This window comes from Bdellovibrio svalbardensis (assembly GCF_029531655.1).
Taxonomy (GTDB): Bacteria; Bdellovibrionota; Bdellovibrionia; order Bdellovibrionales; family Bdellovibrionaceae; genus Bdellovibrio; species Bdellovibrio svalbardensis.
On sequence record NZ_JANRMI010000001.1, the window covers coordinates 368,584 to 395,502 of the forward strand.

Annotated in this window: 19 protein-coding genes; 13 read left to right on the forward strand and 6 right to left on the reverse strand. The window is 46.3% G+C overall.

Annotated features, from left to right (window positions below; all coding sequences use genetic code 11):
- Positions 1-37: 37 nt before the first annotated feature.
- Both NWE73_RS01770 and mscL read right to left on the reverse strand, forming a co-directional pair.
- Positions 38-1,453, reverse strand: a complete 1,416-nt coding sequence (locus tag NWE73_RS01770; RefSeq protein ID WP_277576550.1) for a coiled-coil domain-containing protein — start codon at positions 1,451-1,453, stop codon at positions 38-40.
- A gap of 145 nt (positions 1,454-1,598) precedes the next feature.
- Complete coding sequence (gene mscL, locus NWE73_RS01775; RefSeq protein WP_277576551.1) at positions 1,599-2,075, reverse strand: large conductance mechanosensitive channel protein MscL; 477 nt, start codon at positions 2,073-2,075, stop codon at positions 1,599-1,601.
- Between the two features lie 219 nt (positions 2,076-2,294).
- Between mscL and NWE73_RS01780 the strand changes: the two genes are divergently transcribed.
- The 6 genes from NWE73_RS01780 to NWE73_RS01805 all read left to right on the forward strand — a co-directional run bounded on the left by NWE73_RS01780 (position 2,295) and on the right by NWE73_RS01805 (position 7,349).
- On the forward strand, positions 2,295-2,549 hold the full coding sequence (locus tag NWE73_RS01780; RefSeq protein ID WP_277576552.1) for a hypothetical protein: 255 nt from the start codon (positions 2,295-2,297) through the stop codon (positions 2,547-2,549).
- 63 nt (positions 2,550-2,612) lie between these two features.
- The gene (gene ftsE, locus NWE73_RS01785; protein WP_277576553.1) at positions 2,613-3,275 is read left to right on the forward strand and encodes a cell division ATP-binding protein FtsE; all 663 of its coding nucleotides are present in this window, start codon (positions 2,613-2,615) and stop codon (positions 3,273-3,275) included.
- Positions 3,272-4,168, forward strand: coding sequence for a cell division protein FtsX (locus tag NWE73_RS01790; protein ID WP_277576554.1), 897 nt, complete (start codon positions 3,272-3,274; stop codon positions 4,166-4,168). The genes ftsE and NWE73_RS01790 overlap by 4 nt, the downstream gene beginning before the upstream one ends.
- Position 4,169: 1 nt before the next feature.
- Positions 4,170-5,321 carry a murein hydrolase activator EnvC family protein gene (locus NWE73_RS01795; protein WP_277576555.1) on the forward strand — a complete coding sequence of 384 codons (1,152 nt, stop codon included), beginning with the start codon at positions 4,170-4,172 and terminating at the stop codon, positions 5,319-5,321.
- A gap of 4 nt (positions 5,322-5,325) precedes the next feature.
- Positions 5,326-6,705, forward strand: coding sequence for a S41 family peptidase (locus tag NWE73_RS01800; protein ID WP_277576556.1), 1,380 nt, complete (start codon positions 5,326-5,328; stop codon positions 6,703-6,705).
- Between the two features lie 68 nt (positions 6,706-6,773).
- Entirely contained in the window at positions 6,774-7,349 is a 576-nt protein-coding gene (locus NWE73_RS01805; protein WP_277576557.1) for a hypothetical protein, read from the forward strand.
- Between the two features lie 48 nt (positions 7,350-7,397).
- On the opposite strand, the gene NWE73_RS01810 is transcribed toward NWE73_RS01805, so the two are convergent.
- Positions 7,398-8,075 carry a transposase gene (locus NWE73_RS01810; RefSeq protein ID WP_277576558.1) on the reverse strand — a complete coding sequence of 226 codons (678 nt, stop codon included), beginning with the start codon at positions 8,073-8,075 and terminating at the stop codon, positions 7,398-7,400.
- Positions 8,076-8,254: 179 nt separating this feature from the next.
- Between NWE73_RS01810 and NWE73_RS01815 the strand changes: the two genes are divergently transcribed.
- Positions 8,255-8,968, forward strand: a complete 714-nt coding sequence (locus NWE73_RS01815) for a transglycosylase SLT domain-containing protein (RefSeq protein WP_277576559.1) — start codon at positions 8,255-8,257, stop codon at positions 8,966-8,968.
- Positions 8,969-9,021: 53 nt separating this feature from the next.
- Here NWE73_RS01815 and tig read toward each other — a convergent pair whose 3' ends face one another.
- Positions 9,022-10,335, reverse strand: a complete 1,314-nt coding sequence (tig, locus tag NWE73_RS01820; protein WP_277576560.1) for a trigger factor — start codon at positions 10,333-10,335, stop codon at positions 9,022-9,024.
- A 137-nt stretch (positions 10,336-10,472) separates the two neighbouring features.
- Between tig and NWE73_RS01825 the strand changes: the two genes are divergently transcribed.
- Genes NWE73_RS01825 through gshA form a run of 4 tightly spaced genes read left to right on the forward strand, consistent with a single transcriptional unit; the run spans position 10,473 to position 14,811 of the window.
- The gene (locus NWE73_RS01825; RefSeq protein ID WP_277576561.1) at positions 10,473-11,342 is read left to right on the forward strand and encodes an ArsA-related P-loop ATPase; all 870 of its coding nucleotides are present in this window, start codon (positions 10,473-10,475) and stop codon (positions 11,340-11,342) included.
- Complete coding sequence (locus NWE73_RS01830; protein WP_277576562.1) at positions 11,342-12,421, forward strand: ArsA family ATPase; 1,080 nt, start codon at positions 11,342-11,344, stop codon at positions 12,419-12,421. The genes NWE73_RS01825 and NWE73_RS01830 overlap by 1 nt, the downstream gene beginning before the upstream one ends.
- The gene (locus NWE73_RS01835; protein WP_277576563.1) at positions 12,418-13,548 is read left to right on the forward strand and encodes a tetratricopeptide repeat protein; all 1,131 of its coding nucleotides are present in this window, start codon (positions 12,418-12,420) and stop codon (positions 13,546-13,548) included. Before NWE73_RS01830 ends, NWE73_RS01835 begins: the two co-directional genes overlap by 4 nt.
- A gap of 9 nt (positions 13,549-13,557) precedes the next feature.
- Entirely contained in the window at positions 13,558-14,811 is a 1,254-nt protein-coding gene (gene gshA, locus NWE73_RS01840; protein WP_277576564.1) for a glutamate--cysteine ligase, read from the forward strand.
- 9 nt (positions 14,812-14,820) lie between these two features.
- On the opposite strand, the gene NWE73_RS01845 is transcribed toward gshA, so the two are convergent.
- Both NWE73_RS01845 and NWE73_RS01850 read right to left on the reverse strand, forming a co-directional pair.
- Complete coding sequence (locus tag NWE73_RS01845; RefSeq protein ID WP_277576565.1) at positions 14,821-16,068, reverse strand: hypothetical protein; 1,248 nt, start codon at positions 16,066-16,068, stop codon at positions 14,821-14,823.
- A complete protein-coding gene (locus NWE73_RS01850; RefSeq protein ID WP_277576566.1) occupies positions 16,068-16,817 on the reverse strand; it encodes a TIGR02147 family protein in 750 nt (249 codons plus the stop codon). The genes NWE73_RS01845 and NWE73_RS01850 overlap by 1 nt, the downstream gene beginning before the upstream one ends.
- A 377-nt stretch (positions 16,818-17,194) precedes the next feature.
- Here NWE73_RS01850 and NWE73_RS01855 point away from each other — a divergent pair, with 377 nt between their 5' ends.
- Positions 17,195-17,476, forward strand: a complete 282-nt coding sequence (locus NWE73_RS01855) for a hypothetical protein (RefSeq protein ID WP_277576567.1) — start codon at positions 17,195-17,197, stop codon at positions 17,474-17,476.
- Positions 17,477-17,487: 11 nt separating this feature from the next.
- Positions 17,488-26,907 carry a tail fiber domain-containing protein gene (locus NWE73_RS01860; protein WP_277576568.1) on the forward strand — a complete coding sequence of 3,140 codons (9,420 nt, stop codon included), beginning with the start codon at positions 17,488-17,490 and terminating at the stop codon, positions 26,905-26,907.
- Positions 26,908-26,919 lie beyond the last annotated feature (12 nt).

Sequence of the window (26,919 nt, forward strand, 5' to 3'; positions counted from 1 at the left end):
TCGAATGGGTCTAGGGACACTGGTCCGAAGGCGAGGCCTATTTTGTAGCACCTGATCTTCTTGAACCACCACCCGATTTAGATGAGGCAGAACTACCGCAGTACTGATCAACGGAAGCCTGCGCTTCCTCGATATTCTCTTGAAGACCGCCAATTTCAGATCCGACTTGTTTCACAGTTTTGGTCGAATCTTCGCTTGGAGCAGGACCAAGCTGTGCCAGCTCGTTATTCAAACGGTTGAGTTTCTCAGACAAGCTCTGATTTTTAGTGGCAATTGTTTGCAAGTTTGACTGCATTTTCTGCTGAGCCGCGAGCATTTTGGTCTGGTTGGTCTGCATGAGTTTCAGAACCTTTTGAGTAGCTGCGTCTTCTTCAGTTTTCGCGTCTTGCTCCATTTCAGCCAATTGGGAACTTGCAGTATTCATGCTGTTGGTAAGTTCTTCTGCTGACTGTTGTGTGTCTGTGATCGCTTTATTGATTTGGTCTTGCTCTTGTTTTTTAGACTTATTCAGAGCAACACGCTGTTGTTGGAAGGAATCCATACAGTCGTTATATGTACTGATCAGGTCTTGCTTTTTTTGCTTGGCTTTAGCGATGTAATTGCCGCTGCCGCTGGATACGATCGCATCATAAGCCTTTTTCGCATCATTAACGGCCTTTTGGCAGGCACGTTTACCTGAAGCATCTGACATGGCGATCAGCTTAAGGGCTTGATCCTGTTGAGAAGAAATCAACTGACCACGCAGACTTAGCAAATCTGTACTCTTTTTACGAAGTTCTTCCTTGGCTTGGTTTTGACTCGCCTGGAAGTCGGCAATCTGTTTGCGTTTTCTTTCCTTCATCTCAAGCTTTTGCTTGTCGAGTTCCTCTTGAGCCTTGTTCAGCTCATCTTGCAGATCTTGAATTTGCTTATTGAAATCATCTTCAATAGTCGCTTTCTCGTCATTGAGCTTCGCGAGATCTTCTTTCGTGCTGTCGATGTCCTTATTAAGACTGTCTTTTCTGTTGAAATATGTTTTACCGGCCATTTGCGGGCAGCCTTTGCCGCCGGCACCCAAAGCGCTCACTAAAGAGCCGTACTGATTACCGATAGCACTCATGTATTGTCCTGCAGTAGCAAAGGCACTCGAGCCCCCCACTTCGGCGCAGGCATCTACCTTTTCAGCGCAATCAGAACCCATGTCAGCTTCGCTGCAAGTTTTTGCGAGGTCCTTTTTGGCATTGGAAAGATCTTTTTTCGCATCAATACAAAGTCTTGCATCTTGATTGCTGCAGTTATTTTTGCAGGCGTTGACTGCCTTGATATTTGTTTCGCCAGCATAATCATAATCACATTGTGATATACAGGCAGATCCAGCACTTGCGGGGAGCGTGATGAATTGAGATGTCACAAGAGACAATGCGAAGAAAATTTTGACAGTCGTCGTATTTGTATAGTTCGAAATGCGATTCATTTGAACTCCTCCCCGATGCAGTTTGATGATGCAATTGCAGTACCATTTATCGGCACTTGTGGAGAGAAAGTTTACGGCTCAATTTGAGACAGAGACGTGGGGGCAGAAAGGGAGTGTGGTCACACTCCCTTTAAAAGAAACATAATTACATACTTCTGCTGGGGGCCGAGGCCTTATCAGAGTACATGGTCGAGGTCTGAAGGCTTCCACAGTGAGAACATTTACGGGCTTTCAAAGGGATGGCGGATAAGCATTCTGGGCACTCTTTGGTATCAGGAGCTTTCGCTTCTTCCTTTTTTTGCAATCTATTAATCGCCTTGATCAGCATGAAGATCGCAAAAGCCACAATCAGGAAATCAATGACCGCATTGATAAAAAGACCATAGTTCAAAGTCGCTACGCCCTCTTTTTTGGCCGCTTCTAAAGTAGCATAAGTGCCGCCATTGAAAGCGACGAACATGTTTGAAAAATCAACTTTCCCCATTGCCAGACTAATCACGGGCATTAGCACATCACCGACGAAAGAGGTTACAATCTTAGTGAAGGCAGCACCAATGATGATACCGACCGCCAAATCCAAAACATTGCCTCTCATGATAAAGGTCTTAAATTCCTTCAACATAGTACAGAGTTCCTTTCTCAATACGTCGAGCCGTCTGATGGCTGACTCGGTTATTGTAATGACTAACACTAAGAGTGTGGTCGAAAAAATGATCTCGAGTCAAATAACAACATCTCCATAATAACACCGCGGACATTCCAGGCGATTCATGACAAAAAAGAGATGAGATCTGGTGAGTTTCTTGATAGATTTCCAAAGGTGGTTAAAGAGGTTTAGAGGATGCAAAAAGGTTTTAATTCAGACATCAATGTACGCGGACAGAAATATCATGTGCAAACAGAGGACTGGGGTGCGCAAAACCCATTCTTGGTGAGCCGTATTTTTTGTAACGGTGCTGTGATGAAAACCATCAAGATTCCTCATGACCAAGTCCTGAAAGTAGGCTCTTCTCATAGAGAAGAAGCGATCAAATTAGCCCTTCATCGCCAGCACTCCACCATCATCGACACTCTGATGGCTGGAGGAATGCCTTAAAATAATAAAAACCTCGACTGAAGGCGAGTATTCAAGAACCCACATCTTCCATAAGATGATGGGATGATTGAATTTTCCCACGTATATAAGACATATCCCGGCCCGGTTCACGCTCTTAAAAATATCGATCTGAATATCGACAAAGGTGAATTCGTATTTCTTACCGGTCCTAGCGGTGCAGGGAAGACAACTCTATTTAAGATGATATCCGCTTATGATATTGCGACTTCCGGCGGCGTGAAAGTTGCGGGCTACGATTTGTCAGAGATTAAAGACGGTCAGGTGCCTTACTTCCGTCGAAAAATCGGGGTGATCTTTCAGGATTTCAAACTTCTTAAGGACCGAACGATCTTTGAAAATGTCGCTTTACCACTAATCATCCGTGGCGACAAACCGATGGCGATTTCTCGTCGAGTCTCTGAAGTTTTAGAACAAGTTGGATTGGCCCATAAGCATGACCAATACCCTGAGTTCATTTCGGGTGGGGAACAACAGCGAACTGCTATTGCCCGCGCCATCATTCATCAACCGGGTGTTTTGATTGCCGATGAGCCGACAGGAAACTTGGACCCTCGCCTGAGTGAAGAGATCATGGATCTTTTGGAGCGAGTTTGCGCTCAAGGAACGACAGTCTTCGTGGCTACACATGATCACGATATGGTGAAGCGACGTAAAAAGCGAACCTTAGAACTTCGAGATGGAATGATCGTGGGGGATACTAAATGAAACCTCCACAAAAAAATATAGCACTCAAGCTTTCAACTTTAGTGGTCGTCACGGCTTGTTTTGTAGTGATGGGTGCCGCGCTCTTGATCTCGCAAAACTTTAAAAATATTCTGACGATGTGGGGGGAAGACGTGCAAATGACAGTCTATCTTTCCCAGGATCTTTCGCAGCAAGGCCGGGAAGGTCTTGAAAGTTTTCTTAAAGAAACGGGCAAGGTTGGTGAGATTCGCTACGTCACGCAAGAAAGTGCCCTCGGTGATTTCCGCACTCAGCTTGCTAGCTATGCGCCAGATATGAGCCAAGATGAAGAACTCTTGAAGCTTATCCCCGCGAGTCTTCAAGTAAGTCTGGCTCCTTCCGTTGCGACTCAAGATCAGATGCAAGTTCTGCAAAATCTTGCTGCGGATTTAAAGAAAAAAGAAGGCGTCGATGAGGTCAGCTACGGGCAGGATTGGGTTGAAAAATACGGAGCCTTGGTAGCGGCAGTTGAAATCACGATGAAACTTCTGGGCCTGGTTATTTTGGCGGCTTCTTTGTTTGTGATGTCCAATGCCATCAGAGCCTCAGTTCAATCGCGCCGAGATGAAATCGTCGTGCTTGAGATGATTGGGGCTACGAACTCGATGATCCGCAAACCTTTCCTTAAGGAAGGGGCCTTGTTGGGAGTGATTTCGTCGGTCCTCGCCGTGAGTCTATGCTTCGGGACATATCTGTTTTTCAAAAACTTGTTGATCACAAAATTGAGCTTCCTGCAGTTAGGTCAGCATCTTACTTTCATTCAACCTATTGCCATTGTGATCTTAATTGCGGGTGGAACAGCCTTAGGTGCATTTGGTTCTTATCTTTGTGTCAGAAGAATTAACGACGGCTGGGCCGCGAGTCAGAGGTCCTAGTTTGAAATGGCAACAGGCCCTCGTGGCCGTCTTCTTTTTTGCTTCGTTAGTTTCATCCGCCAGCGCGCAGGGTTCTGTGCCTTTTGGCGCAAAAGCTTCAGTGCCTGTCGACGCGGACGCGTTGGCTAAAGACTTTGAAGTCAATAAGAAGAAGATCGAAGACGCAGAGATCAAACAGCGTCAGGTCCTGTCGGGTCTTTTTGAAATCAATAAGAAAATTAAAAAAACAGTCACCGAGCGCGGAGCTTTTTCCCAGCAGCGCGCTTTGATTGAAGTCAATATTAAGAACCTCACTCAAAAGGTCGAGGAGCTTGAGGGTAAAGCGAAATCTCAGCGGGCCCTTTTGGCGGAACGCTTGAGGGCCATTTATAAGCTCGGCGGACCTTCAGTCGCTCGTTATGTATTCTCATCAAACAGCTCGTCCTCTTTGGAGCGCAATCTCAAAATCTTAGGCATTGTGGCTGAACGAGACCTGGAGCTTATTAAGAACTACCGATTGGACCTAAAAGACCTTCAATCGAAGAAGAAGATCCTGGCCCAGCGATTGGAAAGTTTAAAATCGATAGAAGAGAAGATCTCCAGCCAGGAAAAGAAGCTAATTGCTGAACAAAACCTTAAGAACAAACTTTTAGACGGTATCCGCAAGAGCAAGCTTTTCGCTCTCAAGCAGATCAATGGGCTTCGCGAAAAGTCGACCCAGCTGAATATCGACGATGCCGGAGTCTTCGATCTTTTGTTCAAGCCATCTTTCCTGGATCAAAAAGGGGAGTTGCCTCATCCCATTCTTGGGGTCGTGACTCGCAAATTTGGACTTATGAAAGGCCAGGATCAGCCGTACACTTTATCAAATAAAGGTATTTTCATTTCTGCCGCAAAGGGCAGTCCGATCAAATCAGTCTTCGAAGGAAAAGTTTCTTTCGTTGGTGAGATCCCTGGATTTGGAACGACATTAATTGTCGACCACGGAGATCATTACTACACGGTTTACGGTCATGCAGAAGAAGTGAAGGTAAATGTTGGGGATGAGATCACTCAGTCCCAAGTTATTGCCGCCGCAGGAGTTCCCTCTGGTGATGATCCTGCTGGAATTTATTTTGAGATTAGACATTTTTCAGAACCCTACGACCCGCAGCTGTGGATGAAAGGACTTTAACTACATGCAATCACTGAAACGCTATTGGAAAACCTATATCTTGGGATTTATTTTAATCCTGACGATCTTCATCATGGCAGAAACAGGTTTTCAAGTCCCTGCATTCGCTCAAGAAAGATACGCAGATCTTCAAAATTTCAGTAAGGTTCTAAACCTCATCCAACAATACTACGTTGAAGAAGTAGACACGAAAAAACTTGTCTATGGAGCCATCAAGGGGATGTTGCGCGAGCTGGATCCACATACCAATTTCATGCCTCCGGAAATCTTTAAAGACTTCGAAACTGAAACGAGCGGAGAATTTGGTGGTTTGGGGATTGAGATCTCCATTCAAAACGGCATTCTGACTATTATTTCTCCAATTGAAGACGCTCCAGCCTGGGAAGCGGGAATCAAGGCGGGCGATAAGGTTGTCGGCGTTGACGGAACGAGCACTAAAGGCATGAGCCTGGTTGAAGCCTCTCAATTGATGCGCGGTAAAAAAGGCAGCAAAGTTGTTCTGCGAGTCGTGCGTGAAGGCGAGGATAAGCCTCGGGATATCACCGTCACTCGTGGCAGCGTGAAAATCAAATCAGTTAAATACACAGACATGGGCGACGGTTTTGCTTATGTCAGAATCACAAGCTTCATTGAGAACACATCGAAAGATCTTGAGAAGATCTTGGAAACTCATGCGAAGAATAACAAAGGGAAAATCTCTGGTTTGTTGATTGATATGAGAAGAAACCCAGGCGGTTTGTTGGATCAGGCAATCAAAGTCAGTGATATGTTCCTTAAAGAAGGTGTGATCGTCAGCACGATCGGTCGTAACAAGGCTGAAAAAGAAGTGGCTTCTGCGACTAAAAAAGGAAAATACACAGATGTTCCTTTGGTGATCTTGGTAAATGAATACACCGCGAGTGCTTCGGAAATTGTTTCCGGTGCTCTTCAAGATAACAAACGCGCTTTGATCACCGGTCAACGCACGTTCGGTAAAGGCTCTGTTCAGTCAGTTATTAAATTGGGTGATGGCAGTGGTTTAAAACTGACCGTTGCTCGCTACTACACACCAAGTGGCGTTTCGATTCAGGCGGAAGGTATCCATCCTGATATCGAGATCGATGATGTGGATGTCGAAGCATTTGCGAAGTCCGTCGTGAAAGGACAGACCACTCGTGAGGGCGATATCGCGGGTCACTTGAAGGGTGATAAAGAAAGAGCCGCTGAAAAATTGGATCTTAAAAAAGCCACAGAAGAAGGCGCAATGGCTTGGTGGAAGGATTTGGGCTCAAAAAAAGAAGAAAAGCTGTCGCCTCGCGACAAACTTCTGAAGTCAGATTATCAAGCATATCAAGCATTTAGCTATTTGAAGGCGTGGAACACCATGAAGGGTTTGACGCGCTAGTTATTGCCTCTCCTAAATAGGTCTCCTACTCTACGCGCCTACTTGAGGGGCAGATGAGGGGGCCTTTTATGTTAAAAGTTGTCTCTACAATCTTGCTACTTTGCTCTGTTGCGAAATCCGCTGAACTTGCGGGTTTTGCTTCGGGACGCGAATTTGCAGCGACTCCTCTTGAGGGGACTGTTGTTATGACCTGCGAAGGTTTCAACGGAACCGGGCAGGCTGTCTATACCTGTCGTGATGTCGTTTTAGATCCTCAATCCTACGATACATTTATTGGCCCTGTGGATGCTCGTGCAAGCCAGGTTGAACTTCGCGCTGAGCACGAAGACGGATCAACTCGCGTCAAGATGGCGGGCTATAACGGAAAAGTCGGGAAGAGTGTTTCGACGTTCAATCTTTGGGTTTCAACGTTGTTCCAAAAGCCGTTGTTGATGGCGGGTACAAATAAGCTTTCCTACACGATCTACAACGGAAGCGGAGAGAGCTACCAGGAATATGCTCGTGGCAACTTCATCGTCACAGTCAAACGCAACAGCCTGCGCCGCTGTCCAACAACTCAGTACAACTCTACAGATGTTACAGATTGCAATTCTCAATACTCCATCTGTCAGCGCTACTTCGAACAATACAATAACTGCCAATAAGGTACGGACACACTTTTGGTGTCGCGCACGCGTCAAGGAGTCCATCTCTCAAAAAGAGCATTGCCGCCGATTGCTTCTATTCAGAGGTTCGAAGACTGTCTTTTTCAAGTTTTGTTGAATAATAAGACGTGTTTCTTGTTGGAAGCTTTGATTAAGCCAATCTCTTAAATCATTTGAGGCTACAGGAATATCAGCGAACCATTCGTCTCGTTCGGTGGTGGGTATTAGTGAAGTGTTTAGGGTTGAGTAACTGTAAAGCTCGACCGAACTCGTGATGCCAGCTTCCACTGGATTTCTGGCGACATATTTAAACACGGCAGAAAAATGTTCTGGGTGTCTGATGAGGCAAGCTTTGTAAGGGCCTCCGAAAATATGATTCGTTCTTTGGGCTTGCTTGTTAATTTCTCGGCTTACAGATTTTTGAAGCCAAGCCATGACTTCGCCGAGGTTGTGCTTTGATGAGCAACTTCCGATTAAGTGGTAGTGGTTGTCCATTAAAACAAAGAGATAAACTTTAAAACCAAATTTTTTTTGAGCGAAAAATAAATGCCTAGAAAAAATTTTCCAGCATTCGATAATGGGGAGATAAAACCACTCCTTGTTATTGGAGCGGGCCATGATGTGATAGGGATGTTCATCGGTATATAGCAATGGTTTTCTAGGCATTCTGAACGTACTTGCTAATGTAATGCCGACGATGAAGAGGAAATAACGCGGATGCGACACCAAAAGTGTGTCCGTACCTCGCGCGTGATTTCATGAAAAGTGAATAGAGTTTGTTCACTTAAACAAAGAGATATGCACTGATCTCGCTATTTTCTGAGCTGAATTTGCAGAATAAATACTAGAATTTTGACAGTTTTTCGAACAGTCAAGGCCGTTAAAAATCAGCCGATCTGTTATTCATGCAAAAAACTACTTTCAAAATAATTTTGGTAATCGCGGCTCTTGTCACTTTCAAAGCAAACAACGCGTGGTCGTTCGGCCAAAGACTGCCGGCTTTGGATACGTCGACCTCAACGCCCACTCCAGCACCATCACCAGTCCCTCCATCGTCGGGAACAGGTGGCACGACATTGGAGGTAGCGCCGTTGTGGGAGGCAAAGATTTCCGGAAGCAAAACTTGGACAGATCATGTGAACAATGAGCTCGATAGACTTGGAAAAAATCTTTTGGATGTGATTCCGGCAGATAAAAACACCTTCTGTCCCAAGTACGACAAGTTGTCTTATGCCCAACGTAAACAGTATTGGGCCTTCTTGATTTCTTCGATGGTGAAGTTTGAAAGCAACTTTAATACGAACACTTCATACACAGAGAGTTTTGCTGACAGTAATGGCAATCGTGTTGTGAGCCGTGGCTTGCTGCAAATCTCAATTGAAAGCGGAAATGCCTATGGGTGCGGATTTAAAACAACCAAAGATCTGCACGATCCTCTACAAAACTTAAGTTGCGGTATCAGAATTTTGGATCGTTGGATTGGCCGGGACGGCCGGATCGCAGGAAATGTCGGAGGCTGGAAAGGCGGATCCAGATACTGGTCGGTTCTTCGCACCAGCAACTCAACCCCATACAACTCGATTGTGAACGGCAGTAAAAACTTAGCAATGTGCAAATAAAAAAAGGCTCCCTTGGGGGAGCCTTTTTAGTTTCTAAAAGTTTAGAAAGCTAATTAGTTAGCTTCGTCTTTCAAAGAGCCAGCTGGCACTTCTTTTACTTTCACAGTTTTGTTGAGGAAGTTGATCACTTTCTCTTCTGTGATTTGATAAGTCAGACGGCTAGCTTGGTCTGGGCGACCGTAGAATTCTTTGATACGAGAAACTTCAATACCAGTTTGTTGAGCGTACTCAGCAAATTTAGCATCAAGGTCTTCTTTCTTCGCAAAAAGATCATGTTTTTTCGCAATAGCATCAACCAAGAATGAAGATTGGATCATCTCAGTCGCAGTTTTAGCGAAATCGCCATCCCATTTTTCAACGTAAGAAGCGAAATCAGCTTCGCCCATGCCTTGTTCAGACATACGTTTTTTGAAGTCTTCTACCAATGAAGCTTTTTGTTCTTTCAACAAAGAAGGTGGAACTTCGACTGGGTTTTCTTTTACAAGAGTTTTCAAAAGACGGTTTTTGAAAGCGTCTTCGATTTTTTTCTTGTCGCCTTGTTCAAGGTCTTCTTGGATTGTTTTTTTCAAATCAGCCAAGTTGTCTGGTCCACCAAGTGATTTCAAGAAATCATCAGTCAACTCAGGCAAAACTTTTACTTGGATGTTGTTAACAGTCACTTTGAACTCAACTGGTTTACCAGCAAGGTCCGCAGAGTGGTATGGATCTGGGAATTTCAAAGACAAAGTTTTAGTTTCGCCTTTTTTCATTCCTACGATGCCATCTTCGAAACCGTCGATGAATTGTTTTGCGCCAAGATCAAGGTGGTGGTTAGTGCCCGCACCGTTTTCAAGTTCTTTACCGCCAACATAACCAACGAAATCGATAACTGCGATATCGCCAGCTTTAGCAGCGCGCTCTTCTTTAAGATCTTCAAAAGTCGCGCGTGATGCACGGATGTTCTCAAGAACTTGATCAACTTTTTTAGGGTCGAAAGAGTAAGCTTCTTTTTCTACTTCAAGACCTTCGTATTTTTTCAAATTGATTTCAGGGCGAACATCGAAAGCTGCCGTGAAAGAGAAGTCTTTGTCTTCAGTTGGATCTGCAAATTCAAACTCAGGGTAGCTGATTGGCTCAAGTTTGTGTTCTTGCAAAGCTTCTGCGTAGTGCTTTTGAACCAAGTCTTGAACGACGTCTTGTTTTACGCGATCGCCGTACATGCTTTTGATTGTGTTCAAAGGAGCTTTACCTTTACGGAAGCCTTTGATTGTTACGTCTTTTTGGATGCCGTTAAACACCTTATTGAAAGATGATTGAACTACAGCAGCTGGAATTTCGATGCTGATTTTTCTGGAAAGGTTAGAAACCTTTTCTACATTTGATTTCATGTTTTTACTCCTAAGTGCAGACAGATAAGCGCGAATACGCCAAAACCGCTGGATCTTAGAAGATGCCCACTGTATTGGCATCAAATAATGCCATGCGCAATGCCTATATTTCAGAGGTCAGCCACACTTAGGGATCTATGAAGCAACAGATTCACTTTGTGACGGGAAAAGGTGGGGTTGGAAAGTCGGTTCTGGCCGCTGCCCTGGCTTTAAAATTGAGCCAATCGGGAAATCGGGTCCTTCTGGTGGAGCTCGGTGACCAGAGCTTTTATCGCGATTTCTTCGATTTGCCACAAGTTGAGTTCCATCCGACCCAAGTTAAGCAAAATCTTTCAGTGGCTTTGTGGTCCGGAGACACCTGTCTTCGCGAATATGCCCAATATTTAATAAAGGTGGAGAGTCTGGCAAAGCTCTTCTTCGATAATGCCGTCATGCGTGCGTTTATCAATGTGGCGCCGGCCCTGCCGGAGCTCGCAATTCTAGGTAAAATCACCAGTGGCCCCCGCAAGCATGGTCCGGCACTCCCGTTTGATTGCATTGTGGTGGACGCCTTCGCAACAGGACATTTCAAGGCGCTGCTGGAGGCCCCGAAAGGGATGGCACAAGCCGTTCAATTTGGCCCGATGGGAGAACAAAGTCGCAATATCGACAAGGTGATTCGCGACAAAGAGATTTGCCATTACCACATCGTGACTTTGCCAGAAGAACTTCCGCTTAAAGAGGCGACGGAATTGTCGCAAGATCTCAAGTCAGAGTTCGACATTGAAGCAGAGATCATCCTTAACAAGATGTTGGCGGTGCCGGTTTCAGTAAGCGCTATTGACGAGGCTGCGAAAGAACCAGAAGAGGGTCTTCGTGATTTTGCTTTGTATCTTCAGCAGCATCTTCATCGACAAAGTGAAATGGTGAAGAATGCTCAAGGACTCACGAAAGATTTGAAATCTGTGCCACTCTTTTTTGAAACTCAGCCGTGGAAGCTTGTTGAGTTGATCGGAGAGAAACTCTGATGGCTTCAGAACTTTTTAAAGACACGAAGGTTTTGGTTTGTGTAGGCAGCGGAGGAGTGGGAAAAACCACAGTCGCTGCTTCATTGGCGGTAATCGCAGCGAAAGAAGGCAAACGCGTTCTGGTGTTGACGATTGATCCGGCTAAACGTTTGGCGCAAACTTTGGGAATTGAAGGTTCCACTGATATCACCAAGGTTCCGGGGCAGAACTTTAGTGGTGAGCTCTATGCTTCGGTTATTGATCACAAAAAAACTTTTGATGAATTTGTAACTCGGGCCGCGCAGAAATCGGAAGCGGTTAAAAAGATCTTTGCAAACAGTTTGTATCAGCAGCTTTCAACCAATCTCAGCGGCTCTCAGGAATTCACTTCTTTAGAAAAACTTTATTCATGTTATGAGTCGGGCAATTTTGATCTGATCATTCTCGACACTCCTCCAACGAAACATGCGATTGATTTCCTCCATGCTCCGCAAAAGCTTTCGGCATTGTTCAACGAAGGAGTTGCAAAGTGGTTCCGCGATCCTGAAGGCAAAAAATCAGGATTCTTTGGACAGCTTCTGCAAACCAGCACGCGACAGGTGCTAAAAATTCTGGAAAACCTGACGGGATCTCAATTCATTCATGAGTTGGGCGATTTCTTTATGAACATCGAGCAATGGCAGGGAAAACTTTTGCAACGAACGGTCGACGTTCATCGTATGCTCGTTTCTCCGACCACCAAGTTTGTACTGGTTACGAGTTTTGATCAGGCAAAGCTGAAAGAGGCTGAGTACTTCTCTCGCGAAATAAAAAAGGGTGGCTACCACCTTGACACCGTCATTTTGAACCGCATCTTTCCTTATTGGCTGGACCTGGGAACAGGATCTGAGAAGAGCGGACCGGATCAGCCACTCATCGACTTGTACACGCAGATGAAGTCCTTCTACAATCAGAGGGATGCTTTGTATCAGCAGTTTGAATCGAGAATGGAAAAGGAAGCTCGCGTCTTGCGAATTCCTGACCTGGTTAAAGACATTTCAGATCTGTCTGGGTTGGAAGAACTCAGCGAGTTGATTGAAGAAAGGGAAAAGAAAAAGTGAAGTCTAAAATTCTGGGGCTGAGTTTACTTTCTTTTCTTATGGGCTCCATAGTAGCTTGCAGCTCTTTCCAGATTGATCGAAGTGATGAGTCCGCCGTTGCCGCAAAGAATCTTGCAGAAGAAAATGAAATCAATAATGCCGAAAGACTCTTAGCCCTGGCGCGATTTGAAGAAGCTCGCGCACAGTTCAAGAGTTTTCAAGGGACTTATCCACAGTCATTTTATTTTCAATCTTCACGCTTGGGTGAGGCGGAGTCCTTAGAGGGCCTGGGGAAATGGTCGGAAGCTGTCACCATTGATCGTGATGTGTACGAGAAAACTTTGAAGCACCAACCAGCGATCGCGGCGCGTGCACTTTATCGGATGTCATTTGCCTATGAGGCTTTGGGCGATGATTTAAAAACTTTGGCAACTCTTTTGGATGCCTACAGGATGGGTTCACAACTTCCCAGCGAAGTGGCGAATGCCGAAATTCCTGCGCGCTTGGCATCGGTCTATGGCAAAGCGGGACGTGATAAAGAGGCGATGGAGTATTTGAATCTTGCTGAAAAAGGAATTGCGAAAGTTCGCGAGGAAAAGCGCGATCTGGATCAAACTTGGCTGGCAAAAACTTATGTCCAGATGGGAACGGTCTCGACCAATCAAGTCTCCAGTGAAAATTTCGAGGCCGCAGTCGAAGGTCAAAAGATGGTGCAAGTTTATTTGATCAAGGCGATGCAAATGAATGACCCAATTTGGTCTCAGCGTGGTGTGGATCAGGCTAAGAACACCTATCTCGTTTTCCTCACCTTGCTGCAGGCACAACACGGCAATCGTCAGCTTGAAGCCAATATGGGCGGAAGTTTGAGTGATTTGATCGAACAAGCAGAATTGTTTAAGCCGCTGCAGGGACAAAAAGTGAACAGCTTTGAGAAAGATTTTTTCTCATATCTGCAGGAAGTTAGAAAAAAAATAGAAGATATTTTATATCAAACCAAAGAGACAATGTCTTTGACCGAAGAATCGCAACGTATGAACAGCGTGAAACGGCCAGGCCGGGCCAAGGTAGATGCCTTGCTTCCCGAAGAAGAGAAGCGTCCTATTCAAACGCCTCCGAAAATTGTACCTACTGAAGATCCGAATCTGTAAGGAGATAAGATGGCGAAGCTCACACTTCACAAACAAACACTCGCCAACATGAACGAGATTTGCGAATGGTTCGCGGCAAAGACGGCAACTTTGTCCTATCCTATTTATTCAAGCTATGACATCCGTGATGCCGGCTACAAGATTTCAAACGTCGATGCGAATATTTTTCCGGCGGGGTTTAATAACATTTGTCCCACTGACAAAGAGACCTCTGCTGGGTTGATGACGAAATATATAAGCAAACATTATGGTGACGTGAAAAACGTTATGCTGGTGACGGAAGAGCATACAAACAACGCCTTCTATTGGGAGAACGTCTACACGATTAAGTCGTTGATCGAATCATCCGGTATCGTTGTGAAAGTTGCTATTCCCAAGGATCTTCCGGAGCCGTTAAAGGTGACGAGTTCAACGGGACGCGAGATTGAGGTTCACTCTGCGTTGGTGGGTGGTCCTCTTTTGAAGACATTCAAGCCGGATCTCATTATCAGCAATAATGACTTTTCTGAGCAGTATGAAGAATGGTCCAAAACAGTGTTGGACTATCCAATGAATCCTCCCCATGAATTGGGTTGGTACCAAAGAAAGAAAAGCACTTACTTCAAATACTACAATCAACTGGCAGAGGAGTTTGCCGCGATCGCGAAGATCGATCCGTTCCTGTTGACGGTTGAAACAGAGTTGTTTGAGCATTTCGATATTGGTGATGAAAAGAGCCGCGAAGCTCTTGCCGCTCGCGTGGATGCCATGATTGAAAAACTTCGCGCAGATTACAAAAAACGCGGAATTGACCAAGAGCCCTTTGTTTTTGTGAAAAACAATGCAGGTACCTACGGGTTGGCAGTGATTCGTGTTGGTTCTGGCGCGGAAGTAAAAGAGTGGAGCTATAAATCTCGTAAAAAGATGAAAGCTGCCAAAGGTGGCCGTGACGTTGAAGAGGTGATCATCCAGGAAGGCATTCCTTCGGTGGTTCAATCGGATGGCGCAAGCGCAGAACCTTGTATCTATATGATCGGCTGTGAATTGGCGGGGGGCTTCCTGCGCACTCACTCTGAGAAAAGTTCAACAGACAGCTTGAACAGTCCCGGTGCCGTTTACAAACGTCTGTGCGTTTCCGATCTTGCGATCAATACGCCAGGTTGCCCTCAGGAAAATGTTTATGGATGGACGGCGAAGTTGGGGTTGCTGGCTATCGCGCACGAAGCTCGGGAGCTTGGCGCGCGCTATAAAGGGTATGTTCAGACAAGTTGTAGAGAATCTTAAAAGCGATTCCTAGTAGCATGAGCGAATATTGCCGACAGGTTCGCCGGTTTCGCTCAAGCTGACTGAGACATTGGATTTTATCAAGTCGGGTGTGAATCTGATTTTAGAATCATAAGGCGTTCTGCAAGGGACGCCACCCAGTCCGATCTCAATCAAATTCATTTTTCTATCAAAGCCGAAAATAGAATCTTGAGAAGAATAGGTTGCAAGAGAGCTTGGGCTTACAAAGACAGTTCCTTTGTAAGAAAACTCAGCTTGTGTTGTTAAAGGAGCTCCTTGAATTTGAACGACCTGTTCATTCTCATCAAATCTCCATTTGGTGCCAGAAATAAAGAGTGAAGAGTCAATTGAGTTGTACTGAAAGTATGGCAGCGGACAAGCCATTGATGACGCGAATTGGGGATCGACTTCAACATTTAAAAGCTTTCCCTCTTTAGAAAGAAAAACAGCTCCCATGCGCGGACTCGCCTCAAGGTTAAAGCAAAGATAGTTGAAGTACGGCTTGTTGATGCTTTGGTGTGAGGAGAGAGCGGCATATCTAATTCTGCCACCCTCGTCGATATTGACTGGCGAACTTATCCATTCACCGGTGCTGTTCGCGGCACCCAGGAAAATCATAAGATCGTTGTACTGATAGCGACTGATGTGAACATCTTGAAGTTTTGCGATATAATCTTTTAAGCTAAAGATTCCCGGAAGATCAGAATGAATGAAAGCGTTGAAGTAGCGAACTCTTTCAGAACTGAACTCTTGTGAGGGCGTCGAAATGAATTCACGGTAAATCAACTCATGAACGATCAGCGCCGCCTGATTGTCGGGATCCAGCTGATTCCAAAGCTTGGAATTGATAAGATAGCGATAGTTGTTAACCACCGAAGGCTGCTGTTGAACGATGACCTGCTCCAGTTGGCAGTTGTCTGGAATTAAAACCGCCCCCAGGTCTGGCGTTTTCGCAAAACTTCCACCGACAAAACTTGCAGTCCCCAAGAAACCGTCGAGCCAATCTTTGAAGAGCTTGGCGCGGTGTGAATCTATTCCTGAAAGGCGTGAAATCAACTCTGAAGCTTTAGCTAAAGTCTCAGTGGACTTTGTGGGCACTGGTGGAAGGTTAAAGCGTGTAGATGCTTCATAAAGATCGAGAACCTGTGGCTGTTGCCCCTGGCACAGAAGAACAAATCCGCCATTGCCGCGATCATACCAGTTATTCGCATACGAATTGATAGAGAACAAAAGAACAAGCGCGATAATGGTTTTCATTATTTTGTTACCTTCGTGACGGGGAAAAGTTGGATATTGAGATTGTATACGTCAGTCTTTGGACCTTGTGACATGAGGTCCGCCATTTTTCTTCGGAATTTACGAATGATGCCTTTTGCTTCGGCGATTTTTTTTCGATTGATGGCAAAGGTGATGGAAGTCACATCTCTGAGATGCACCGGGACCGTATCCAATTGATCGACGACCTGTTGTAGTGACTGCCTATGCGAGCGACGAAGAGAGTCCGAAGGAATGTTATGTGTCGTCTCAAGTTGGCGCCTGGTTGCAACGAATTTTTTATCCTTGAGTTCTATTAGGCCTAAGCGAAGCAAGCGATCCAAGGCCGCCTGTGCAACTTCTGCAGGAATATTCAGGCGTTCACCAATCCATGCTGGATCTGATTGGAAAGACTTTAAGGTCATTAAAGCCATGATTGCAAAATGATACCAATCGCAAATCACTGAAAACTCATCTTCGCGAAGTTGTGTTTCTGAGCGCAAAGTTTTTTTGCTTTTCTTGTCTAACTCAATCAAAGTTTTGAGATGTTCCAGATCAGCGGGGTTCAATGAGAGGTTCTTGGTAATCTGTTTGGCGACCGCGACAGTCATTACTCGGCGGCCATTCAAATAGTCACTGAGGCGACTGGCCGGAATTCCTAAGTTTTTAGCGAATTGAGAATTCGTTAATGCCGGAGACAAAGTTTTCTGTCTTTGGAATTCATTGAGAAGAAATTCTGAAGATTTATGCATAGGCTTCTTTTACTATAACGACAGAGTAGGGAGTCAAAGGCTTAGTGAGTTAGTATCGTATTCCTTCGAGGGTAGTGGTAAAATTACCAAATAAAATCAGGTAATTTACCATTTTGTAAGGGCCGAGGAATGCTGGAGGGGAGCGGGTTTGAGGGCTCTCATACAATTTTTACAATTGTCTCTCGAATGGCACTCTTCTGATTCATTTGAAAGGTCAAAAAAATTTCCGCGTTCATGACTTTTTGAGGGGCGGAATCTTTATTTTGTGATCTAAGTTCTTCCAGAAATTTGCGGTAATTTGCACCGATTCGTCTGGGTTTCCATTGCAAGGCTATCACACTTCTTTAGGGCGACATATTCTAGTCCGAAGAGGAGATATGAGATTTAGTCTGTTCTTATTCATAGTTCTTTCGACATCACTTTTTTGCGTAGGTTGCTCCATCGATGCGAGCATTCAGTCGCTGGTGCAAGACAAATTCTCTATCGAGCGAAGTGGAAGTGCTTTGGCCATAGCGCCCTCCGTGCAAAGACAGGCCAAAGATCAATATGGTCAATACAAAGTTCAAAGCGCAGTAGGCGAAGTTCTGAAATCGGAAGGCAGCAAAACTAATGACGGTGTTTATCGAGCTGAAATCAGTGTGACATATCAATCGATGTGAATGAGGAACGTATGAAGAGCATGAAGCTGATTGTTGCGATACTTATCTTTGCGCAGACGGCCCTGGGAAATGGGCCGAAGGGCATCAATATATCAGGAAAGATTGTTGAAGATGCCTCTAACGTCGCGTTGTCGTCGGCAGCCGTGGATTTTACTATTAAGGTTTTAAGTCCAGACAATTGTTTATTGTATTCCGAGCAACATCTAAATACAGATCTAAGCGCAACAGGCGGAACGTTTTCATTTACTATCGGTGAAGGAACATCTCCTATAAATGTTTATTCTGTGGGATCACCACAATCTCGCGCGAGCCTACTTAAGGTATTTTCAAACTCAACAGCATTAGTGAGCGGTTTAACTTCAGAGGATCAGGGGCTCGAAACAACAGTGTGTCCTGGCTCCTACACTCCAGCAGCTGGAGATCAACGCAAGGTTAAAATCATTTTTAATACGGGGTCTGGTGGCGATCGAGCGATCCTGCCTTATCACAATATTGGCTCAGTCCCTTATGCGATGGTTGCGGAAGAAGCTACAAGCGCGGCAAAGGCCACTGATGCTGATCAGTTAGGTGGGCAGCCTGCTTCAGCCTATGCACTCGCTTCAGATTTGAGTGTTTCAGTTCCTGCAAATGAAACCGATCCTTCGGTAAAATCATTTGCGAAGTCCAATCTTCCTTCATGTAACGCTGGTGAAGTATTAAAAGCTTCAGGCGGAGTGCTGACTTGTGTGAGTGCGGGCGGTTCTGTTGCTGTCGCAACAACAACATCCACTGGTATAGTGCAGGTAGGCAGTGGCCTTTCGGTCAACGGTGCGGGGGTGCTTTCAACTGATACGGCGGCAATTAAAACTGCATTGGCTCTGGGACTTACCGATGTCACGGGATTACAAACAGCTTTGAACGATCGTGTTTTGTATTCTCAGATGCCTTCGTGTGGTGCGGATGAAGTTTGGACTTTCGTTTCCCCTGCAGGTGGTTTCGTTTGTACTCCAATTTCGATCACGTCAGCCAAGGTGAGTGACTTCAATACCGCGGTGGATGCACGAATTGCTGCTGATACGACAAAACTACCTTTGAGCGGCGGCACTATGACAGGTGCGATCAACATGAATGATCAGAATTTGACTTTAACCGGTTACATTACGATGAACCCATCAAAGTCATTGCACCTTTCGAACAATGCGACGGATCCAGCGGGCTTGACGGTTGCAGATAAAGGTAAAGTTTGGTTTAACTCGACAACTAACGAAATGAAATACTGGGACGGCACGCAGGCTAAAGTAATAGGTACTGCGGGGGCTGGTGTTCAATCAATGAATGGTTTGAGCGACAATGCTCAGGCTTTTGCTTTGGGCACGAGCGGTACTGACTTTAATATTAATTCCGCTTCTGGCGTTCACACATTTAATATTCCAAGTGCTTCTGCCTCAAATCGCGGTCTTTTGACGGCGGCTGATTATACGACATTCTCTAATAAACTCTCTGCGGTTAGTGGCAGTGCTTTGCCTTCAGCTCAAATTTGGGTGGGTAATGCTGGTGGTAATGCTGCGGCTGTATCGCTGAGTGGTGATGCGACGATTAGCAACGCTGGTGTTTTTGCGCTGAAAAACACTGGCGCTGCTGGAACTTACTACAAAGTGACAACGGATGCGCAAGGTCGCGTTTCAAGCGGTGTCTCGACACTGGCTGTTTCAGATGTAACAAATCTTCAAACTGATTTGGATGCCAAGGTTCCATACGCTCAATTGGCAACTTGTACTGATAATCAAACTTTGAAGTTTATTTCCCCAGTGGGTGGTTTTTCGTGTGTGAACATTGCGATCACCGCTTCACAGGTAACTGATTTCAGTACGGCAGTGGATGCGCGAATTGCCGCAGATACGACGAAGCTGCCAGTTGCTGGCGGCACCATGACAGGTACCCTCAATATGGGTGGCCAAGATGTTACGAATGCGGGAAATGTTTCTTTAGCTTCAAATAAAAATCTTCAACTGGGTTCTTATGCAGCGGATCCATCAACGGCGGCTTGGGGAGCAGCGGAAAAAGGTCGGACTTGGTTTAATACCACCAGTAACCAGATTAAATATTGGGATGGAGCTGCAGTGCAGGCTCTGGGAATTTCTGGAGCGGGTTTAACTTCATTCAATGGTCAAGTTGGTTCTACTCAAACTTTAGCGGTGCCGGGCACTTCGGGCGCAGCTCCAAACTGGTCGTCATCTGGTAATACTCATACCTTGAATATTCCACTGGCGTCTTCTGCCGGCGCAACAGCGGGTCTTTTAAGTAAAACAGATTACGATTCTTTTGTTGCGAAACAGCCGGCAGGAAACTATGTCACAGCCTTGACGGGGGATGTGACTGCTACAGGCCCGGGTTCTGCGGCGGCGACAATTGCCGCGAATGCAGTGACAACAAGTAAAATTTTAGACGGAACCATCTTGGCTGCTGATTTGAATTTCACGGGCGTGAATACAGCAACTTCTGGAATTGCCATCGTAGATTCAGCTGGTAAGTTTAATAACTTCGCGTGCGGAACTACGGGTCATGTTGCGACTTGGACCGTGACAGGCTGGGCTTGTCAGGCTCCTGCCGCAACAGGGGTGACGAGTGTTGCGACGGGCACGGGACTTACTGGTGGTCCCATCACAGGAACTGGCACTATTTCTTTGGCAAATACTGCGGTCGCGGCTGCCTCCTATGGTTCCGCGACACAAATTGGAACCTTCACAGTGGATGCGCAAGGTCGTTTGACTGCAGCGGGCAATGTGACGGTAACTCCTGCGTGGTCTTCAATCACAGCAACGCCAACAACTCTTGCGGGCTATGGAATCACAGACGCTCAGTCATCTACATTGACTGATGGAAAAATCTTAGTAGGTAATGCTTCGAATATTGCGACAGCCCAAACAATGAGTGGTGATGCCACACTATCGAATGCTGGGGCTTTGACATTGGCTTCAAGCGGTGTGTCTGCGGGAACTTATTCTAAGGTGACCGTGGATGCAAAAGGTCGCGTGACTGTTGGAGCGAATATCGTTTCAGGTGATGTGACGACAGCCTTGGGCTACACTCCGCTGAATAAAGCGGGCGATGTGATGGCAGGGCTTTTAGGTCTTAATGGTGTTGCTGCGGACCCAGGTGGCCTTGTTGCTGGTGACAAAGGTAAGATGTGGTATCGCACGGATACTAACGAGATCAAATACTGGAATGGCTCCGCAGCAATTGCACTTGGTGTTTCGGGTGCAGGGTTGACTTCTTTGGGTGGTCAAACAGGATCAACACAAACTTTTGCCACGGGAACAACAGGTGCGGCTCCAGCTTGGTCATCAGCTTCCAATACTCATACACTCAATATCCCAATGGCTTCTTCTGCGGGGACTACCGCAGGTCTATTAAGCAAGACTGATTACGATTCTTTCGTAGCGAAGCAACCCGCAGGTAACTATGTCACAGCCTTAACTGGTGATGTAACTGCCGCTGGTCCTGGCTCTGCGGCGGCGACAATTGTCGCGAATGCAGTGACAACAGGTAAAATTTTAGACGGCACGATCCTAGGTGTTGATTTGAATTTCACGGGCGTGAACACCGCGACTTCAGGAATTGCTATCGTAGATTCAACGGGCAAGTTTAATAACTTCGCCTGCGGAACTGCGGGCCACGTTGCAACTTGGACGGTGACGGGTTGGGCCTGTCAGGCTCCTGCAGCAACAGGGGTTACGAGTGTCGCAACGGGCACTGGATTAACGGGTGGTCCAATCACGGGAACTGGTACGATTTCTTTGGCTAACACGGCTGTCACTGCTGCTGCGTATGGTTCTGCAACTCAAGTGGGGACATTCACCGTAGATGCTCAAGGCCGTTTGACTGCTGCAGGCAACGTGACAGTGACTCCTGCTTGGTCGTCGATTACGGGAACTCCGACGACGCTAGCGGGTTATGGCATCACCGATGCTCAATCTTCCACTCTGGCAGATGGAAAGATATTTGTCGGTAACGGCTCCAACGTTGCAACCGCTCAAACAATGTCCGGCGATGCATCTTTATCGAATGCGGGCACACTTACTTTGGCGAGCTCTGGTGTGACAGCGGGAACTTATTCTAAAGTGACTGTGGATGCGAAAGGTCGTGTGACTGTTGGAGCGAATATCGCATCCGGCGATGTGACGACGGCCTTGGGCTACACGCCGCTGAACAAAGCGGGTGATGTCATGACTGGAAACTTTGGTCTTAACGGTGTGACCTCAGATCCAGGCGGTCTTGTCGCTGGCGATAGAGGTAAGATGTGGTATCGCACGGATACCAACGAAGTTAAATATTGGAACGGTACAAGCGCAGTTGCTCTCGGTGTTTCTGGTGCGGGTCTTACTTCGTTGAATGGTCAAAATGGTTCCACTCAAACATTTGCAATTGGAACGACGGGCGCAGCGCCAGCATGGTCATCAGGTTCTAATACTCATACACTGAATATCCCATTGGCGTCTTCTGCGGGTACAACCGCAGGTCTGTTAAGTAAAACTGATTACGATTCTTTTGTAGCAAAACAACCCGCGGGTAACTATGTCACAGCATTGACTGGGGATGTGACTGCCGCAGGCCCAGGCTCTGCAGCGGCGACTATTGCCTCGAATGCAGTGACGACTGGTAAAATTTTGGATGGCACTATTTTGGGTGCAGATTTGAACTATACTGGTGTTAACACTGCCACTTCAGCAATTGCAATTAAAGACAGCACCGGTAAGTTCTTCGATTTTGCCTGCGGAACAACTGGCCACGTTGCTACGTGGACAGCAACTGGTTGGGCCTGTCAGGCTCCGGCAGCAAATGGAACTGTAACTAACGTTGCGACTGGAGCTGGTTTGACTGGTGGCCCGATCACTGGCTCTGGAACTATTTCTTTGGCCAACACCGCAGTAACTGCTGCTTCGTATGGTTCTGCAACTCAAGTCGGAACCTTTACTGTCGATTCTCAAGGTCGTTTAACTGCGGCTTCGAATGTGACAGTGACACCAGCTTGGACCTCGATCACAGGAAAACCGACAACGCTTGCGGGCTATGGCATCACTGATGCTCAGTCTTCAACTTTGGTGGATGGAAAAATATTAGTTGGTAATGCTTCGAATGTTGCTACAGCTCAAACAATGTCTGGAGATGCAACTTTATCTAATGTGGGAGCCTTGACACTCGCGTCAAGCGGTGTGACTGCGGGAACTTACTCTAAAGTCACTGTCGATGCAAAAGGTCGCGTGGCTGTCGGAGCGAATATCGCATCCGGCGATGTGACAACAGCATTAGGCTTTGCTCCACTAAATAAAGCCGGTGATGTGATGTCGGGTCTCCTCGGCCTTAATGGTGTTGCAGCAGATCCAGGCGGACTTGTTGCTGGTGACAAAGGTAAGATGTGGTATCGCACGGATACCAACGAAGTTAAATACTGGAACGGCTCTACGGCTGTTGCTCTTGGTGTTTCAGGCGCTGGTTTAACATCGCTGAATGGTCTTAGTGGATCGACACAAACATTCGCGACAGGAACGAGTGGAACTGACTTCAATATTTCTTCTGCATCGACAACTCATACATTTAATTTCCCGAGTGCTTCTGGCACCAATCGGGGTCTGCTAACGTCAGCAGACTGGTCTTCGTTCAATTCAAAATTGGGAACAGCTTCTGCGTTTTCTGGAGATGTAAGTGGAACTTCATCGACGATGTCCGTGGATAAATTAAAAGGTAAGAGCCTTGCTCCAGTTGCTTACTCTGCCGGGCAACATCTTCGGTATGATGGCACGAACTGGGTCAATAGCTTATTGGCGCTTTCAACCGATGTGACTGGAACCTTGCCTGTGGCCAACGGGGGGACGGGCTCGACGACTATAGGTTCAGGTAACTTGATGGTTGGTGCAGGCACTGGTGCTGTGACTTCGCTGGCGGCAGGAGTTGCAGGAAATGTAGTTTATGCGACAGGTGTTTCTACATGGGCAAGTGGTTCTCCTGATGCAGCGGGGGTTGTGGATAAAGCTAGCACCCAAGTAATCTCAGGCGCAAAGGCGTTCCTCAACTATATTCAATTGAGTTCACGAAATGAGGTTCGTTTCGCCGATCTGGATTCAAGTAACTACGTTGCATTCAATGCACCTGCGAATGTTGCTGCAAACGTGACGTGGACTTTGCCAGCTGCCGATGGTGCAAGTGGTAGTGTCTTAAGTACGAACGGAGCTGGAATACTGTCTTGGGCTCCCGTTTATAATGGTTCAGATAAGGTTACGAAGACCGGTGATAGCATGACCGGGGCGTTGCAAATGAATTCTCGAAATGAAATTCGGTTTGCTGATTTAGATTCGAGTAACTATGTGGGGTTCAACTCACCAGCTAATGTGACTGCAAACGTTGTATGGACATTACCCGCTGCTGATGGCACAAATGGGCAAACTCTAACTACCAATGGATCTGGGGCTTTGTCCTGGACAACTCCAAGTGCTGGAGGAATCACTTCATTAAACGGTCTTAGTGGAGCGGCACAAACTTTTGCAACAGGAACGACGGGAACAGATTTTAATATCTCTTCTGCATCAACGATCCATACTTTCAATTTTCCAAATTCTTCGGGTACCAATCGTGGTCTTCTAACATCTACCGACTGGACAACTTTCAATTCTAAATTGGGAACAGCTTCGACTTTTTCCGGTGATGTTTCTGGTACTTCTAGCACGATGTCAGTTGATAAAATAAAAGGTAAGAGTGTTGTTCCCGTGGCTTATTCTGCCGGCCAGGCTCTTCGTTATGACGGCACGAATTGGGTCAATACCTTAATCAATATATCAACGGATGTAACTGGGACTTTGCCAGTGGCCAACGGTGGCACAGGTGCGACTTCGATTGGCTCTGGTAACATAGTTGTCGGAGCAGGCACGGGTGCGGTGACATCATTGGCAGCAGGTGTGGCCGGAAATTTAGTTTATGCTACGGGTGTTACAACTTGGGCAAGCGGCACACCTGATACGGCGGGCCTTGTTGATAAGACTTCAACCCAGACAATCTCTGGAGCAAAAGCATTTACAAACTATCTTCAAATGAGTGCGCAAAATCAGTTGCGTCTTGCCGATAGCGATTCTTCTAATTACATCGCTCTGCGATCTCCAGCAACTGTAGCAGCAAATGTGACTTTAACTATGCCAGCAACAGCAGGCACAAATGGTCAGGCATTAACGACTGACGGTAGTGGAACATTATCTTGGGTGACTCCAGGATTACCAAGTAATTCAATTCCCATCTATCAAGTTCGAGTCGCAACGACGGCGAATATTACCTTATCAGGGACCCAAACAATTGATGGAGTCAGCGTTATCGCTGGGGATCGTGTGTTGGTAAAAAACCAAACGACAGATTCACAAAATGGCGTATATGTGGTGGCTGCAGGAGCTTGGACTAGAGCAACTGATATGGACGCGTGGACGGAGACAATTGGTTATCATGTGCAAGTGAGCGAGGGAAGTGCTGGAGCGGGGATGAGCTTTTCTTCCAGCACGGTGCCGTCGGGAACAATTGGGACTACATCTCTTAACTGGACATCAAATGGAAGTGCGACAACGGTTGAAAATACAGCAAATGGTTTAAGTGCTCTATTTAAAAACACCACAGGGACCAACAATACCGCAAACGGTGCATGGGCGCTTCTGAACAATACTTCGGGAATTGAGAACACCGCAAATGGCTGGGGCACGCTTTTCACAAATACCACTGGTGGTGAAAATACTGCAGACGGCTCCGCAGCACTCTATGCGAATACGACCGGATCACAAAATACCGCAAACGGATGGAGTGCGCTTCGTTACAACACAACTGGTTGGTATAACGTAGCATTGGGAGATCAAGCTCTCTACAGCAGTGCTACAGCGGATAACAACGTTGCCGTAGGCTCAAGTGCCATTTACTCCAACTCCACGGGGAGCAAAAATTCGGCGATTGGTGCAAATAGTCTGTTCGGTAATACGGTAGGTACTGGCAATACTGCCTCCGGGTATCAGGCCCTCTATAGCAACAACGCAAAATTTGAATCAACTGCTATTGGATACTTGTCAATGAAGTATGCGGATAGTACAGCCACGGCGTCCACTTCGTACAACACGGCCCTTGGCGCATATTCACTTTATGGAAGTACAACGGCTTCTGCGAATACAGGAACTAAGAACACGGCACTTGGCCATTCAGCTTTAAAAATTATGACATCTGGAAGCTCAAATATTGGAATCGGTTATAACTCGGGATCGGCGATCACAACGGGAAGTAACAACGTTGTAATTGGGTCTAATACCGGTTCGACGATTGCAACAAGTTCAAATACTATTCTAGTATCCGATGGCGCGGGCACAGAGAGATTGCGCATTGATAGTTCCGGCAACGTTGGTATCGGAACGACTACGCCCGCGCGATTACTTCATGTCTCTGGGCCGATGCGAATTACTCCCGCCGCTTTGCCAGGTTCACCAGCAGCTGGTGATATTGCCATAGACAATGCTGCTTCCAACGCTCTCAAGTATTACAATGGTTCATCTTGGGTGTCAGTGGGTTCCTCTTTCCCTCTTTTGGGTTCTGGTGGTTCATGGTCAGGTCCGACATATAGTTTTGCTTCGAGCACTACGACTGGTATGTATAGTTCGACTCTTGATACTCTTGAGTTTGCAGCAGGAGGCAATCGAGTTTTCTATATTGATTCTCAAGGATTCAATGTGGGTGGCTATGGTCGCATCAAAGATGCTGGAATGGCATCAGCTCCCACCTATACTTTTCAGGCTGATACATCCAGTGGCATGTTTCAGCCTGCTGCAAACACTTTGGCGCTTTCCTCAGCAGGATCGGAGCGTGTTCGCATCACTGCAGCTGGAAACTTCGGTATTGGAACAGCGACTCCATCTACGGCACTACAAGTAAGCGGAGTGATTTCTCCGGCGGCGGATAATACCAACACTTTAGGAACAGCGGGTTTGCGATTTACGACTATCTACGCGACGAATGGAACAATCAATACCTCGGATCGTCGTCAGAAACAGGACATTGAAAATTCTGATCTGGGCTTGGACTTTATCAATAGGCTTCGTCCCGTTTCATACCGTTGGAAAACTGGAACAGATAAAGATCAGCATTATGGTTTAATTGCACAAGAAACTGAAAAAGTTCTCAACGAGGTTTCAAAGTCCAACAGAAAACCAGCCGGCCAAGGCGTTGTTACTTATGACCGCGAGAGTGACCGTTATGGTATTCGCTACACCGAGCTGATTTCACCCATAATCAAGGCGATTCAGGATCTATACGAGTCGTTAGTGGGAACTCAGAAAGAGGTCGTCGCACTGAAAGCTGAAAATACGATGATCAAAGCTTACCTTTGCAAAAAAGAGCCTACCGCACCCTTCTGCGGAGAGAGTTCAACCTTACTAGCCCGTTAGGAAAGGAACCTA